At 65.2% G+C, this 14,899-nt stretch carries 7 protein-coding genes; all 7 read right to left on the bottom strand.

Translation table 11 applies throughout. The annotated features are described in order from the left end of the window. Positions 1-81 precede the first annotated feature (81 nt). The 7 genes from RYH74_RS18855 to RYH74_RS18885 all read right to left on the bottom strand — a co-directional run bounded on the left by RYH74_RS18855 (position 82) and on the right by RYH74_RS18885 (position 14,825). Positions 82-855 (bottom strand): enoyl-CoA hydratase, encoded by a 774-nt coding sequence (locus tag RYH74_RS18855; RefSeq protein ID WP_013971834.1) that lies wholly within the window; start codon positions 853-855, stop codon positions 82-84. A 13-nt stretch (positions 856-868) separates the two neighbouring features. Continuing rightward, positions 869-1,996 carry an acyl-CoA dehydrogenase gene (locus RYH74_RS18860; RefSeq protein WP_025338375.1) on the bottom strand — a complete coding sequence of 376 codons (1,128 nt, stop codon included), beginning with the start codon at positions 1,994-1,996 and terminating at the stop codon, positions 869-871. Between the two features lie 8 nt (positions 1,997-2,004). Beyond that, on the bottom strand, positions 2,005-3,198 hold the full coding sequence (locus RYH74_RS18865) for an acetyl-CoA C-acyltransferase (protein ID WP_075044252.1): 1,194 nt from the start codon (positions 3,196-3,198) through the stop codon (positions 2,005-2,007). A gap of 11 nt (positions 3,199-3,209) precedes the next feature. After that, positions 3,210-3,977, bottom strand: coding sequence for an SDR family NAD(P)-dependent oxidoreductase (locus tag RYH74_RS18870; protein WP_013971831.1), 768 nt, complete (start codon positions 3,975-3,977; stop codon positions 3,210-3,212). A gap of 13 nt (positions 3,978-3,990) precedes the next feature. Further along, positions 3,991-5,637 carry an acyl-CoA synthetase gene (locus tag RYH74_RS18875; protein WP_317409909.1) on the bottom strand — a complete coding sequence of 549 codons (1,647 nt, stop codon included), beginning with the start codon at positions 5,635-5,637 and terminating at the stop codon, positions 3,991-3,993. A gap of 122 nt (positions 5,638-5,759) precedes the next feature. Further along, on the bottom strand, positions 5,760-10,190 hold the full coding sequence (locus RYH74_RS18880; protein WP_317409910.1) for a dermonecrotic toxin domain-containing protein: 4,431 nt from the start codon (positions 10,188-10,190) through the stop codon (positions 5,760-5,762). A 120-nt stretch (positions 10,191-10,310) separates the two neighbouring features. Then, the gene (locus tag RYH74_RS18885; RefSeq protein WP_317409911.1) at positions 10,311-14,825 is read right to left on the bottom strand and encodes an NEL-type E3 ubiquitin ligase domain-containing protein; all 4,515 of its coding nucleotides are present in this window, start codon (positions 14,823-14,825) and stop codon (positions 10,311-10,313) included. Between the last annotated feature and the right edge of the window lie 74 nt (positions 14,826-14,899).

Below are 14,899 nucleotides of genomic sequence, written 5' to 3' on the forward strand. Positions count from 1 at the left end.
CTCCTGAAGTCGCAATCGGCGGCGCCTGAACTACCGTGCGCTTAGAAGCAAAAGCAAAAGCAACGGCAATGCCGATTCCAATCAGCGGTCCTTGAACTGCGCCTCGCGCTTGGCAATGAACGCAGCCATTCCCTCTTTCTGGTCTTCGGTAGCAAACGCCGCATGGAACACCCGCCGCTCGAAGCGCACACCCTCGCTAAGGGTGACTTCGAACGCACGGTTGACGCTCTCCTTGACCATCATGCTCACCGGAATCGACTTGCTGGCAATGGTCGCGGCCACCTTCAGCGCCTCTTCCACCAGCTCCGCCTGCGGCACGATACGCGCCACCAGGCCAGCACGCTCAGCTTCCTCAGCCCCCATCAGGCGGCCGGTCAGGCACAGTTCCATGGCCTTGGCCTTGCCCACCGCACGGGTCAGACGCTGGGTGCCGCCCATGCCCGGCAGCACGCCAAGGTTGATTTCCGGCTGGCCGAACCTGGCATTGTCCGCCGCCAGGATGAAGTCACACATCATCGCCAGCTCGCAGCCGCCGCCCAGGGCAAAACCGGACACCGCGGCAATGATCGGCTTGCGCCGGTTGGCAATGCGGTCGGAATCGCTGAACAGGTCGTCAACGTAGATTTGCGGGTATTGCAGCTCGGCCATTTCCTTGATGTCGGCACCAGCGGCAAAGGCCTTGGCGGAACCGGTCAGCACCACGCAGCCGATGTTCGGATCGCGCTCGAGCTGGTCCAGGGCCTGGTTGATCTCGCCGACGATCTGCGCGTTCAGCGCGTTCAGCGCCTGCGGGCGGTTGAGGGTGATCAGGCCGACCTTGCCGTGGATGTCCAACAGGATGGTTTCGAATGCCATGCAGTCTGCTCCTTCAAAGATTGCGCGCAATGACCATGCGCTGAATGTCGCTGGTGCCTTCGTAGATCTGGCAAACCCGAACGTCGCGGTAGATCCGCTCCAGCGGGAAGTCACTCAGATAGCCATAACCGCCCAGGGTCTGCAAGGCATCCGAACAGACCTTTTCGGCCATTTCCGAGGCAAACAGCTTGGCCATCGACGCTTCCACCAGCGCCGGGCGCCCGGCATCGCGCAGCGCGGCGGCGTGCAGCACCATCTGCCGGGCCACGGCAATCTTGGTCGCCATGTCGGCCAGGCGGAAGGCCACCGCCTGGTGCTCGATCAGCGCCTTGCCGAAGCTCTGCCGCTCGTTGGCGTAGTCGCGCGCCACTTCGAACGCCGCGCGGGCCATGCCCACCGCCTGCGAGGCGATGCCGATGCGGCCGCCTTCGAGGTTGGCCAGGGCGATCTTGTAGCCCTCGCCTTCGGCGCCCAGGCGGTTGGCTACCGGCACACGCACATTATCGAAAACGATCTGGCAGGTATCGGAGGCGTGCTGGCCGAGCTTGTCCTCGACCCGCGCCACCTGGTAGCCCGGCGAATCGGTGGGCACGATGAAGGCACTGATGCCGCGCTTGCCGGCGTCCGGGTCGGTCACGGCGAACACTATCACCACCCCGGCGTTCTGCCCGGAGGTGATGAACTGCTTGCTGCCATTGAGCACGTAGTGGTCGCCGTCCAGACGTGCACGGGTCTTCAGGCTGCTGGCGTCGGAGCCGGCCTGCGGTTCGGTCAGGGCGAAGGCGCCGAGCATCGCACCGCTGGCCAACGGGGTGAGGAACTGCTCCTTCTGCTGCTCGCTGCCAAAACGCAGGATCGGCACACAGCCCACCGAGTTGTGCACGCTCATGATGGTCGAGCAGGCGCCGTCACCGGCGGCGATTTCCTCCAGTGCCATGGCATAGGCCACGTAGCCGGTGTCGCTGCCGCCCCACTGCTCCGGCACCAGCATGCCGAACAGGCCCAGCTCGGCCATCTCCTCGATGGCCTCCTTGGGGAAGCGGTGTTCCTTGTCCCATTGCTCGGCAAACGGCTTCAGGCGCTCCTGGGCAAAGGCGCGTACCGCGTCGGCGATCTGTTGTTGCTCATCAGTTACCAGCATGGTTCACCTCAGTACAGGCATTCGACAGCCATGGCCGTGGCTTCGCCACCGCCAATGCAGATGGCCGCCACGCCACGGCGCAGATTGTTCTGGCGCAGGGCCGACAGCAGGGTCACCAGGATGCGCGCGCCGGAAGCGCCGATCGGGTGGCCGAGGGCGCAGGCGCCGCCATGGATATTGACCTTGTCGTGCGGCAGGTCGAGGTGCTTCATGGCCGCCAGGGTGACCACGGCGAAAGCCTCGTTGATCTCGAACAGGTCGACCTCGGCCAGGTTCCAGCCGGTGCGTTTCATCAGTTTGTCGATGGCGCCGATCGGCGCGGTCGGGAACAGTGCCGGGGTGTCGGCAAAAGCGGCATGGCCGTGGATCACCGCCAGCGGCTTGAGGCCGCGCTTGTCGGCTTCGGAGCGGCGCATCAGCACCAGCGCCGCAGCGCCGTCGGAAATCGAGCTGGAGTTGGCGGCGGTCACCGTGCCGCCTTCGCGGAAGGCCGGCTTGAGCTGCGGGATCTTGTCCAGGCGCGCCTTGGGCGGTTGTTCGTCGTCCTTGATGACGCGCTTCTCCTTGCCCTCGGTGACCTCGACCGGCACGATCTCGGCAGCAAAGCGACCGCTCTTGATAGCGTCCTGGGCGCGGGTCAGCGAGGCGATGGCGAACTGGTCCTGGGCTTCGCGGCTGAAGGCATTGGCCTGGGCGCAGTCTTCGGCAAAGGTGCCCATCAGGCGGCCCTTGTCGTAGGCGTCTTCCAGGCCGTCCATGAACATGTGGTCGATGATCTTGCCGTGGCCCATGCGGTAGCCGCCACGGGCCTTGTCCAGCAGGTACGGTGCGTTGGTCATGCTTTCCATGCCACCGGCCACCACCACATCGGCGGTGCCGGCCAGCAGCAGGTCATGGGCCATGATCGCCGCCTGCATGCCCGAACCGCACATCTTGTTCAGGGTGGTGCAGGTGGTGTGCTTGTCCAGCCCGGCGCCCAGCGCGGCCTGGCGCGCCGGTGCCTGGCCCTGGCCTGCCGGCAGCACGCAGCCGAACAGCACCTGCTCGACACTGGCGGCATCGATGCCGGCGCGCTCGACGGCACCACGGATGGCGGCGCTGCCCAGCTGTGGCGCGGTCAGGCTCTTGAGGTCGCCCTGCAGGCCGCCCATGGGCGTGCGCACGGCGCTGACGATAACGATCGGGTCATTGGCGAGGGTCATGTTCGCTCTCCTTACTTGGCAGCCATGCGCAGTGCACCGTCGAGGCGGATCACCTCGCCGTTGAGCATGCTGTTCTCGATGATGTGGCGGGCCAGCGCGGCGTACTCCTGCGGGCGACCCAGGCGCGGTGGGAATGGCACGCCGGCGGCCAGCGAGGCGCGTACTTCCTCGGTCATGCCGGCCATCATCGGCGTTTCGAAGATGCCCGGGGCGATGGTCATCACACGGATGCCGAAGCGCGCCAGTTCGCGGGCAGTCGGCAGGGTCAGGCTGGCGATGGCGCCCTTGGAAGCTGCGTAGGCAGCCTGGCCGATCTGGCCGTCATAGGCGGCGATGGAGGCGGTGTTGATGATCACCCCGCGCTCACCCCCCTCATCGGCAGCCCCTTCGGCCATGGCCGCGGCGGCCAGGCGCAGCAGGTTGAAGCTGCCGATCAGGTTGACGTTGATGACCTTGGCAAAGCTGGCAAGGCCATGCGGGCCCTGCTTGCCCAGCACTTTCTCGGCACCGACGATGCCGGCGCAGTTGACCAGCCCGTGCAGGCTGCCAAAGGCGCTGACGGCCGCATCGACCGCCGCCTGGGCGGCCTGCTCGTCGCTGATGTCGGCCACCGCGAAACGGGCGTTTTCGCCCAGTTCGCGGGCCTTGGCTTCGACGGCCTGGGCATTGAGGTCGACCAGCATGACCTTGGCGCCGGCCTCGACCAGCATCTGCGCGGTGGCAGCACCCAGCCCGGAGGCGGCGCCGCTGACGATGAAGTGTTTGTTGGCTATTTGCATGATCGGTTTCCTTTCAGGCGCTGGCAGGGGTGGCCTGTTGCGCTTGTTGTTTGGCGACTTCCTGGTTGCGCAGGATGAAGCGTTGCAGCTTGCCGCTCGGGGTCTTGGGCAGCTCACTGACGAATTCGATTTCCCTTGGGTAGGCATGGGCGTACAGGCGCTGGCGCACGTGCTGGCGCAAAGCCTCTTCAAGCTCGGCGCTGCCCTGGTAACCGCTGGCCAATACCACGAAGGCCTTGATCAGCTCGGTGCGCTCCGGGTCCGGCTTGCCGATCACCGCCGCTTCGATCACCGCCTGGTGCTCGATCAGTGCGCTTTCCACATCGAACGGGCCAACCCGGTAGCCGGAGGTGGTGATCACATCGTCGCTGCGGCCGACGAAGCTGATGCTGCCATCCTGGTTCAGCTCGACGGTGTCACCGCTGAGGTAGTACTTGCCGACGAAGGCTTTGGTCGGCAGGCCGTGGTAGCCCGCGAACCAGCACAGCGGCGACTGCTCGCGGTCGACCGCGAGGATGCCCGGCTGGCCGGCGGGCAGTTCGTTGCCCTGCTCGTCCAGCACCACAATGCGGTGGCCGGGGATGGCAAAGCCGGCCGAGCCGAGGTGTACCGGGTGCTGCAGGCCATGGTGGTTGCACAGCACCATGCCCAGCTCGGTCTGCCCGTAGTGGTCGTGGATGGTCACGCCCAGTTCGTCGGCGAACCAGCGGATCACTTCCGGGTTGAGCGGTTCGCCGGCACTGCTGACCACCCGCAGGCGGCCCTTGATCGGTGCCGAGAAGTCATCCCCGGCGGCAATCAGCAGGCGGTACGCAGTGGGCGAGCCGGCCAGGTTGGTGATGCCCAGCTTGTCGATCACCCGCGCGCAGCTTTCAACACTGAACGGGCCATCGTAGAAGGTGGTGGCATGGCCCAGCGACAGCGGGCCGGTGACCGCGTAATACAGGCCATAGGCCCAGCCCGGGTCGGCCAGGTTCCAGAAGTTGTCATCGGGGCGCAGGTCGATGGCATCGCGCATGTAGCCCTGGAACGCGACGATGGCACGCAGCGGCACTTCCAGCGGTTTGGCCGGGCCGGTGGTGCCGGAGGTGAACATCAGCAGGAACGGGTCGTTGCCCGAGCGCATGACCGGCTCGCATTTGTCTGCGGCATTGTCCAGGCACTGCTGGAAGTCCAGTTCGCCACTGCGGGCATTGACGGTGATGATGGTCGGGCAGGCGTGCACATCGTCCAGCTTGGCGCGGTTGTGGCTGTCGGTGACGACCACGCGGGCGTGGGACTGCTCCAGGCGATGTTCGATGGCCTTGGGGCCGAACGCGGTGAACAGTGGCTGGTACACCGCGCCGAGACGCCAGGTGGCGAGGATGGTGACCAGCAGTTCGGGGGTGCGCGGCATCAGCCCGGCGACCCGATCACCCGCACCAACGCCTTGCGCTTGGAGCACATTGGCGAAACGGGCCGCCAGTGTTTGCAACTGATCGAAGCTCAACCGCTCGCTGTTGCCCTCGCGGTCTTCCCAAACCAGTGCGGTCTTGCCCTCACCGGCATGGCGGTCGCAACATTCGACACAGGCATTGAGGGCTTCGAGGTTGCCATGCAGCGCCGCCGCAGCGGCCTGGCCATGGTCGAACGCACGAGCGGCCTCGGTGTAATCGCGCATCGTCGGACTCCTGGTTTCTTGTTTTTGGAGTTGAACCATCGGTCCGACGATGTTCGCGCCGCGCTGGCGTCGCGGCAATGGCCTAAGTTGTCAAACTGGATGACCGGTTTGGCCGGTGGCCATCAGCCCGGTGCGCGTTCCAGGCTGATCACGTAGTGCTCGGTCAGTTGCAATTGCAACTCCAGCCGATCGGCCTGCAGCTGCGCATCCAGTGCCTGTGCCTGGTTCAGATACTGTGCTTCACCCAGTTCATCGCGCCTTACCGCCAGCGCCGCCCGCTGCTCCGCAGCGAGTTGCTCAAGGTCATTGAACGGCCGGGCGAAGCGCTGTTGCAAAAAACGCTGCCAGAATGCGCGCGTGCACAGGTTTGCGACTACATCAACGAGAACGTTCGCCCTTTCCACGGCCGCCTCTGCCGCCTGCAGCCGATGCTCGCTCAACCCTACAGCTGCCGCCCTGAGGCGCATTCTGGCGGGCTGGAACGGCAACCTGAGCCTGGTGCGCAAGCGTACCCTGTAGCGCATTGCCAACGTCGCCAGTACCGCGGGCTCGGCGAAGCCTTCGAGGTTTTGCCGCTCGGCCTCGACATACTCGTCAAGGCGGTCCAGACGGTGCAAGGCGCGCCCCAACGCCAGCAACTTCGGGCCTCGGGATTGCGCACCATCGCCTGCCGCGTCGCGCTCGGCATGCAGACGCAGCAGTCGGCTGAACAGTTCGATGGCACCGTTGTCATCCATTACCACATCGTCGGCCGCCAGTTGCACCTGCCGAGCGAATTCGGCGTCTGTCTCCATCATCGACAGGCACTGCCAGCCCATGCGCAACAGATAAGCCTTGGGCCAGCTGTAGTCCGCCAGGCCTTGCAGAAGCTCCAGCAGATCGAACAGGCGGGCATTTTCGTCTCGGGTGCTCAGCCGGTCCCAAAGCTCACCACGCCCGTGGCTGGCGGAGTCGGAACCGACCCACCAGGCTCGGCCGATCTCTTCCTCCGGGTCCTCCAGCAGCGGCTCCAAGGCATAGAGCTTGCCGTAATCGGCCATGCTCAGGCGGTTGCCATCGACCAGGATGCGCTGGCGAAACTCCAGCGGCATGGCCAGCACGCCGTCAGGCACACCCCGCAGGAAATTGTCTCGCAGGTCGGCTCGTTGCAGGAAGCCACACAGCTCGAGCCCTCTGGGCCACTCGCTGAGCCCGCAGCGGCGCAAGTTCAGCTCGATCAGATGAGGCAGGTGATGGAAGCGCATTTCGTACACCCCCAGCGGGCTGTTGTAGCTCAGGTCGAGGTGGCTGAGCAGCGGCAACCCGTTCAGTGCTTCGATGGCATGGGCATCCAGGCGAATGCGGTTATGCCCCAGGCGCAACCGGCGCAGGTTGGTCAGGTAGCCAAGCCCGCGCGGGCAGCGCAACAGCTGGTTGTGGCTCAGGTCCAGTTCCTGCAGGTAGGTGAATGCCCGCAGAAACTCCTCGTTCACCACCCCGATGTTCGTCTCGCTCAGTACCAGGGTGGTGACGTGATAGAAATCGATAGGCGCAGGCATGACCGGCAACGAATCGGTTGGCAGATCATTCAGCACCAGGCGCAGCCCCTGGCGCTTGCCGTCACTGTCGACCACCACATGGTCGCCAAGCGCCTGCCAGGCACGCAGCAATCGTTCGGCGAACAGCTGGCGTCGCGCCCGCAAAGTGTCACTCAGCGCAGCCGACACCCAACCATTGAGCGCGCGGTTCAACTGTTCATAATCGTCCTGCAGCGCCAGGAGCGCATCGGCGACCGGCACATTCTGCAGCAGCCAGCGGTCAACTTGCGTTTCCAGCGAATCGCCCAGCCCCGGGAAGAATCGCCTCAGGCCGGCCCGCAGTTGTTCCCTGGGTGTGGTGGGCAGTGCCGCGCGCCCGCTGAGCAGGTACCCGACGCGGCCATCGGCAAGGCGCTGCCCGGGATTGAACCAGCGCTCCGTCGGCGCCCAGCCCAGCATGCGGGCTATTTCCTCATGGGTACCCAGGTGCGCCATGAGCTTCTCGCGCAAGCCCTCGGCATTGGCGTTCTCGGCCAGGCCCAAACGGCCCAGCAGGTTGCGCGATTCGAGCGCGGCCAGCACGGCCTGGAAGATGCATGAGGAAGCAGGTGGCCGCATCGCGAGTTTTCGGCCCTGCCCGTCATACAGGGCAAAGACACCTTGCTCACGCACCAGCACCCGTTGCTCGGCCGCATCGCCAACCGAACCGATGCGTTTCAACGCCACGGCATCCGCAGCAGCATTGCTCAACGCCAGGCTGAACGCATCAATGGCCTCGACATTCAGCAATGCCAGCACCAGCATGCCCGTTTCGTCGCTATATGCGCTCGGCAGATAGAACCCTGCCAGCGCCCTGCTCACCTTCGCCTGCGAGCACAACGACCTGGCCTGGGTGGCCAGGCTTTGCGGCAACTTTCCACCACTGACGAACAGCTGACGAGCGTCGTGACTTGCTCCGTCGGCCAGATTGCGCGCATAGGGCTCAGGCAGCCCCAGCGCCATCAGCGGCTTGAGCAAAGGCTCCGCCGATTCGGGCAGGCGTGTCAGCTGTGCGAACAGCAGGTCGCTCGACCTTGGCCGGTCCGCAAGCACTGCGGTACGCCCTTTTACGCTGCCCGGTCGGACCTCGCACCAAGCCAGCAGCTGCAAGTCCTGATCGGAGACAGTGTCGCGTTCCAGGTTGCGGAAGAACGTGTCGATCCGGGCATCGGCATCGAATGCCTTGAGGGTTTCCCGCAAGGTGGCAGGCGTTCGCCGGTTTTCCACCAGCAGGCCGCGCAGTTCGTCCTCATCGATGCCGGCCATGCGCAAGATCCGCTGCGCCTGCTGGTTATCGAAAGGTTGATCGCGCGGCCAAAGTGTATCGAGCATTTTCGCAGGGTCGCGCCAACGCTGGGGCTCATCGTGCATCAGGCGCCAGCTGCGTTCGCCATTGTGCAGCACGACCGGGCCGTACGCCTCTTCGCGCCCGGGGTGGCGCAGACGCCAGGGGCCATCGGGGTCAGGCCGATGAACTTCGTAGAAGACCCCGTCAGCCTTCATCCAACGGCGCACGCCATCGGCATAGGCTCCGTCCGCACCCAAGGTGATCGTTTCAGGGGTCGAGGCAAAGGCTGCCAGATCTCGGGACCACAAACGCCCCGCCCCATTGGCGAGCCTTACCGGCTCCAGCGCCGCGACGAACGCGCTGCGCACGAAGGTGACGCCCGCCACCGTCGCGGCGGTGCCCGCCAGTATCTCGGCAACGCCCAGCATGTGCTCCAGCGCCTCGTGCTGATGGCCTCGCAACCAGTCCTGCGTGCCCTCGAAAACCTCCGAGAGGGTCTGGGCCACCAGTTGCCCGAGCAGCAAGCCGCCCACCACCGGAATGAACAGCCCAGCGAGGTTGAGCACATCGAGACCGGCGGCCTTCCACGCCTCATGCCGCTCACGCGATGCGGCTTCATCGGCATCGGCAGTTGCCACCAGCAACAGGCGGCCATCCTGCTTCACCCGGTTGGTCTGCTGTGCAGCCAGCGCCTGGAAAATGTCATGTTGCGGCACGCTGCCATCGAGCTCCAGGTCCGGCTTGTCATCCTTCAGGCGGGCCTGCAGCTTGTGCATGAACCCGGCACGCTGATCCAGGCCGATCAACTGGCTGAACGCCTGGCGATAGGGTTCATGGCGCAGCTCGGCCACCAGCGCGCTGTTGATCGAGGCGTGGCTGTCGAAGTGTCGCAACGCCTGTACCGGGTCGCTGGGCAGGTAGAGCACGCCGCCCTGCGTTTGCCCATGCCTGTCGCGAAGTTGAATCCACACACCATCTGCCACTGGGCAACCGAGGGCTTCGAGCAGGCCCGGGTGGCCCGTGAGGCTGGCGGATCGCCGATCCGCGGGTTCATCCACCAAGGCGTGCAATGCCTCCTTGACCGGCTCGGTAATCTCGCCTTTGAGCGCGGCAACCTGCACGGCCAGGCGCAGCCCGGAGCGCTTGTCTTCACAGAGGACGCGTTGTGCCGTGGCATCGAATGTGCGGTCCAGTTCCTGCTGGTACAGGCGCCCGGCATCGAGCTTGCGGCACGCCTCGACCAGTTCATCGGTGCCTCGCGAAAGTACCCGTTCCTGCCCCGGCGCGACCAACCCGGTTCCCAGGTAGAAATCGTTGCTGGCGGCAAAGTTGCGCATCAGGCGGAGCAAGCCGTTTTCACGCCGTTGCCCGTAGGTGGGAAATGGCGGCTCAGCGCCGGGCGTGGACGAGAAACGATGGGAAACCTCCAGCCACTCCAACTGCCAGAACGCTACGTCGCCCGGCAGCGGCTCGCGCAACAAACTGGCGAATTGCCGTTCGGCGAACTGCTGCGGCGACGGCAGCGCCAGGGTGATCCCGCGCAACCGGGCCTGGGTGGCATGATGGGCTTCCAGGCTTTCGCGCAAGGTGCGTATCTGGCTTTGCGTGGCCTGTTTGAGCCAGGCAGGCAACCGGTCACCGATGAAACCGTCGTGCAAGTGGCTGGAAGACGCAGAGGCGGGCTGTGGTGCGTGTGGTTCGCGGGTCATGGCAGGTCCCTGGATGGCTGTCGAAAGCCACGCATGGTGTGCAACCTGCCGGCGCTTGCGCAGAGGGAACCCCTGCGGTAGAAGCAGGGCGGCACACTGCGTGCCGCCCGTTAAGCGCCATCACTTTGCCTCTGGCACCATGAACGCTTCGTGCGTAAGGCGCTGGGCAAGGCTGGCCAGGGCCTGCTCGCGCTCATCGCGCAGGGCGTTGCTCAGGTTCCAGTACTCGTCACTGGTCAAGGTCTCCCTTTGCTCGTCCAGAGTTTCCAGCCGCAGGGAGAATTGCGTTTCAAGGGTTTCGAAGTCGTCCGCATGTTCTGCCCGCAGTACCGGCAACCAGAAATCACGCTCGCTGATGAACACGACCCGTTGCTCGCCCGCCTCCACCTCCAGCACTTCCTTGAAGGCCTCCTCCAGTTGCAGCGGCGACACATTGGCCAGCCTGCCAAACTGCATGTGGCGAGGTTGGCCCAACAGGTCCAGGCGCTGGGCCAAGCCGCTGAGGTAGGCAAGATTGACCTCCACCTCCTCTTCATCGTGGTTCCCCCGGCTCCAACGTCCATCCTGGTAGCGGGCGTCGATTTCGCGCCGGGCGATTTTCTCTACCCAGTGCACGCGAAACAGCCGCTTGGCCAACTGCAGGCGTGCCGCGCGGGTCGAAATCGGGTCGCCGCCGCGGGTGGCCTGCTCGACATGCATGCGCACCTCAAGGCGGCTGAACACGGTGGAAACGCTGTCCACACAGGTGGTGGGCTCCGCTGCCAGGTCAAACAGCGCCATGCGCGTGGCGGTATCGGCATGGGCGGCATCCAGCATTGCCCATACCCTGAACCCGAGTTCGGCCGGCGCCTTGCTGAATTCGGCCGTGGTCGTCAGTTGCCTGAGCAGCTCGAAGAAAGCCAGGCTGCCGGGCTCGGCATTCAGCGCATCCCATTTCCCTTGCTGCTCCTGCCGCGCCGCAGGGTCCAGTGTCTGCAGCCATTCTTCCCGGGCCGGGGCGTGTCGTTGCGGGCGGGGCGTGGCCAGCAGGCGTTCGGCGCCATGCAAGCGATCGAGATCCTGCACTGGCAGCGCATTGCCCTCCAGGTGCATGGCACGGCGCAACTGCAACGGGGCCTGAAACAAGGCTGCCGGCAACTCGGCTATCTGGTTGTTGCGAAGGTCGGCGAACACCAACAGGCCACACCACTCCAGGCCCCGGGGCAGCGCCGTCATCTGCACGCGGTTCAAGCGCAGGATCCGCAAGCTGGGCAGCCGCTCGAACTGTAGCCTGATGTCGCCGAGCGGGTTGTCACTCAGGTCCAGCGAACGCAAGAGCGCCAGGCCGGTCAGCACATTGGCCTGCGGCTCCGAGACACGAATACGGTTGCGCGGCATCAGCAACTGGCGCAAGGCGGTCAACCGCTCCAGCCCCGCAGGTAGCGCGCGCAGGGCATTGTCACTCATGTCCAGGCACAGCAGATCGGGGAAGCAGGCGAGGAACCCCGACGGGATGGCATCCAGACCGAGCGCCGACAGGGTCAATTCCGACACGTGCGAGAAGTCCGTCCCGACCGGCAACACGGGCAGGCTGCCCACCGGTACGGCGACGATGCTCAGGCTGAGCATTGCATCGTTGCCGATAGCCCCGGCGGCGCGGTCGCTGCGCATCTGCCAGGCACGCCGCAACGAATCTGCGACGCGTCGGCGTGCACGGCTGGCGCTGCCCGCTACCTCTTCAACCCAGGCCAGCAAGCTGTCATCCAGGCGGCGGTATTCCTGCTCGACGCGCAGCAGGTTCTCGAACAGGCCCCCGCGCATGTCCAACAGGCTCTGGACATAGCGATCGACGCCGATATCCCCGATACCGGGATACAACGCGCGCACCCGCTGCCGCACCACGCGCTCCGGCGAGCCGATGCACGACTGGCAGCCACCCAGTGGATAGCCCGCTCGGCCATCGGCCAAACGCTGCATGGGCGATGCCATGGGCCTTGCCTCCCGCCAGCCGAGCAGGCGCAGCAGGGCCTGCCGGTCACCCGGTAGCCAGGCCTGCATCTGCTCGCGGATTCTGGTCGGCGCATCGGCGCCATTCCACCCCTGTCGCACCCGGTATTCCACCGGCAGGCAAGCGGCCAGCACCTCGAACAGCCCCTCGGGGGCGGCGACCTCGCGCTCATCCGGCAAGCCTCTGTCGTTGTAGAGCTGGAAGCGCCCCTCCCGCCTGACCAGCACCACGGCCTGCTCAAGGTCGGTCTCGGCGAACAGCCGCTCCATCGCTGCCCCGGCATACGGGTCACGGCGCAACACCAGGTTGAACCCGGCTGCACTGGGGCCATGCCGACGCAGCAGGGCAAAGGCCAGCGCCACCACTTCCGGCCGGTAACTGCCTTGCAGGTACAACGCTTCGCGCATGCGGGTCAGGCGCGCCAGTTGCAGGGCCACCCGCGCCTGTTCAGCCAACGCCAGCGGCAGGCGGGACTCTGCCTGCATGCGCAAGCGCACAGCCTCGGTGGCCTGCTCGAGCACATCAAGGGCATAGGCCTCTGGCAGCGTCGGGAAGTCGCGCTGGATCAAGCCCAGCAACGGGTCGTCGGCCAGGTAAAGCCTGGAGAAATGCTCGAACATCGCCTCACGCAACTCGCTTGCCGCGTCACGGATCGACAGCACCTGTTCTTCGACGGTTTCACCCTGCAGTTGCAACCGTTCGATGCACCATTGCCACAGCTCGGTATCGGTACCGGTATCAGCCTCCCCCGCTTCCAGCCGGCTGAAAAAGGCCTGCGCGCGTGCGTCCACGGCAAAGCGCTGCAAGGTATCGCGCAGCTGCACCGGCAACCCGCGCCGTTCCACCAGCAGGCCACGCAGGTAGGCCTCGTCGACATCCGCGACCTTCAGCACCTGTTCCACCCGCACGGTGTCCATCGCGGTCGCCGCCGGCCAAAGCCGCGCGAGCAACAGTGCGGCGCCCTGCCATTCCAGTGGCCGCTCGTAAGCCAGCCGCCAGCCACGCGCAGAGCAACGTTCCAGCACCGGCCCGAACGCCGTGTCACCTTCGGCATGCAGCAAGCGCCAAGCGCCATTGGCGGTTTGCCTTACCCGATACAAGGCACCATTCGACCGCCACCAATGGCGCTCACCCTCGGCGAGCAAGCCGTTGTCGAGCTCCGTCAGCTGAACGGGTGGAGTAGTGTCCTGGTAAGGCGCCAGCTCATTGCGCCACAGCCGTTGCCGGCCATCTTCGGTGATGACCGGCTCCAGGGTTTCGACGAATGCGCTGCGGGCCAGGTGGGCACCGACAACCACCGCACCGGTGGTTGCCACGCTGAAGGCCACCTGAAGCATATGCGTCAAGGCCTCATGCTGATGGCCCAACTGCCAGTCACGCACGCCCTCGAAGGTCTCGATCAACAGTTGCCTGGCCAGGTCCGCCACCAGCAAAGCCCCGATGACCGGCACGAACAGGCCCGCCAGGTTGAGCAATACCAGGCCGGCGCCTTTGAGCTCGTCCAGGCGCTGCTCCGCAGCCGCGTCGTCGGCCTGGGCGGTGGGCACCGCAAGGAAACGTGCATCGGCCTTGATTCGCTGCATGTGCCAGGCGGCCATCGACGCAAAACCGTCCCCCGCTTCCAACACCCTGCGGGGTTCCAGGTCAGGTTGTGCATCCTGCAAGCGGGTGGCCAGGGCCTGCTCGCAAGTGGCGCGATCACCCAAGGCAATGCGCCGCATGAATGCCTGCCGATAGTCCTGGTTGCCCATCGCCGTGGCCAGGACGCGGTTCGCCTCATCCCAGTTGGTGAACGCGCGCAGGGGTTGCGCCTGATCGTCAGGGGTATACAGGATCACTCTTTTCAAGCGCCCAGGCACCCCGAAGGGAAACGTGGACTGGTGGCGGGGCTGCTCGATCAACTCAACGGCCAGCGCGCCATCCACCCGGCAGCCAAGGACCTGCAGTGCACCGATCTCCAGCTGCACCGGCCCCTTGATCACGGCGGGTTCAACCTTGCACGCGATACGCAGCACCAGCAGGTCTTCCGGATCCAGTTGCTGCTTGATGGCCGCGATCTCGACCGCCACGGCCAGTTCCAGGCGCCGGTCGGTGGTCAGGGCTTTTTCAAAGTCAGGGGTCAATACCTGCGCCAGGTGCCGCTGGTAGGCGCTGCCGACATCCACCTGGCGGCACAGGCTGACAATCCGGTCGATGTCTTCGCTCACCACCTGCTCGTCCTGATGGGCTCCCGGAAGGGTCAAGGCGGTGCCGAGGAAGAAGGACTCGTTGGCCTTGAAGTTCTGCAACAGCTTTTGCAAGGCCGGCATGCGCACGAAGTACGGTTGATAATCAGGGATCAAGCCGGTTCTCACATCCAGCCGTGCGCGTGTTTCGCGCCACACCAGTTTGTCCAGGTCGACCTGCAGCTTCAGCTGGCTGTCCTGGCGCAAGGCAGGCTCGAACAGTTGCTTGGCGAAACGGTCCAGAGGCTGCAGGCGGTCGGCGAACCCTGCCATCTTCCGCTGACTCGCCAGATAGGCGTTGAAACGCAATTGCAGCCTGGCAAGCTGCTTGGGCTTGGCCGCCTTCAGCCAGGCGGGCAAGCTTTGCGCGATAAAATCTTCGGCGGGGTGAAGCAACTTGGGGTGCAAGGCAGGTTGAGACATGGTCGATTTCCTGGTCAGTGATCGACTTGTCACGATGCTTGCCAGCGGCGCCAGCCGGCAGCGGGAAGGCGTGG

It is taken from the genome of Pseudomonas sp. LSJ-87 (assembly GCF_032971465.1).
In the GTDB taxonomy this organism is placed as follows: domain Bacteria; phylum Pseudomonadota; class Gammaproteobacteria; order Pseudomonadales; family Pseudomonadaceae; genus Aquipseudomonas; species Aquipseudomonas putida_Z.

Coding starts and splice junctions, on each gene's coding strand:
- RYH74_RS18880 (WP_317409910.1), bottom strand. CDS start 10,190: ATGACCCGCGAACCACACGCACCACAGCCCGCCTCTGCGTCTTCCAGC.
- RYH74_RS18870 (WP_013971831.1), bottom strand. CDS start 3,977: ATGCAAATAGCCAACAAACACTTCATCGTCAGCGGCGCCGCCTCCGGG.
- RYH74_RS18855 (WP_013971834.1), bottom strand. CDS start 855: ATGGCATTCGAAACCATCCTGTTGGACATCCACGGCAAGGTCGGCCTG.
- RYH74_RS18875 (WP_317409909.1), bottom strand. CDS start 5,637: ATGCGCGATTACACCGAGGCCGCTCGTGCGTTCGACCATGGCCAGGCC.
- RYH74_RS18885 (WP_317409911.1), bottom strand. CDS start 14,825: ATGTCTCAACCTGCCTTGCACCCCAAGTTGCTTCACCCCGCCGAAGAT.
- RYH74_RS18865 (WP_075044252.1), bottom strand. CDS start 3,198: ATGACCCTCGCCAATGACCCGATCGTTATCGTCAGCGCCGTGCGCACG.
- RYH74_RS18860 (WP_025338375.1), bottom strand. CDS start 1,996: ATGCTGGTAACTGATGAGCAACAACAGATCGCCGACGCGGTACGCGCC.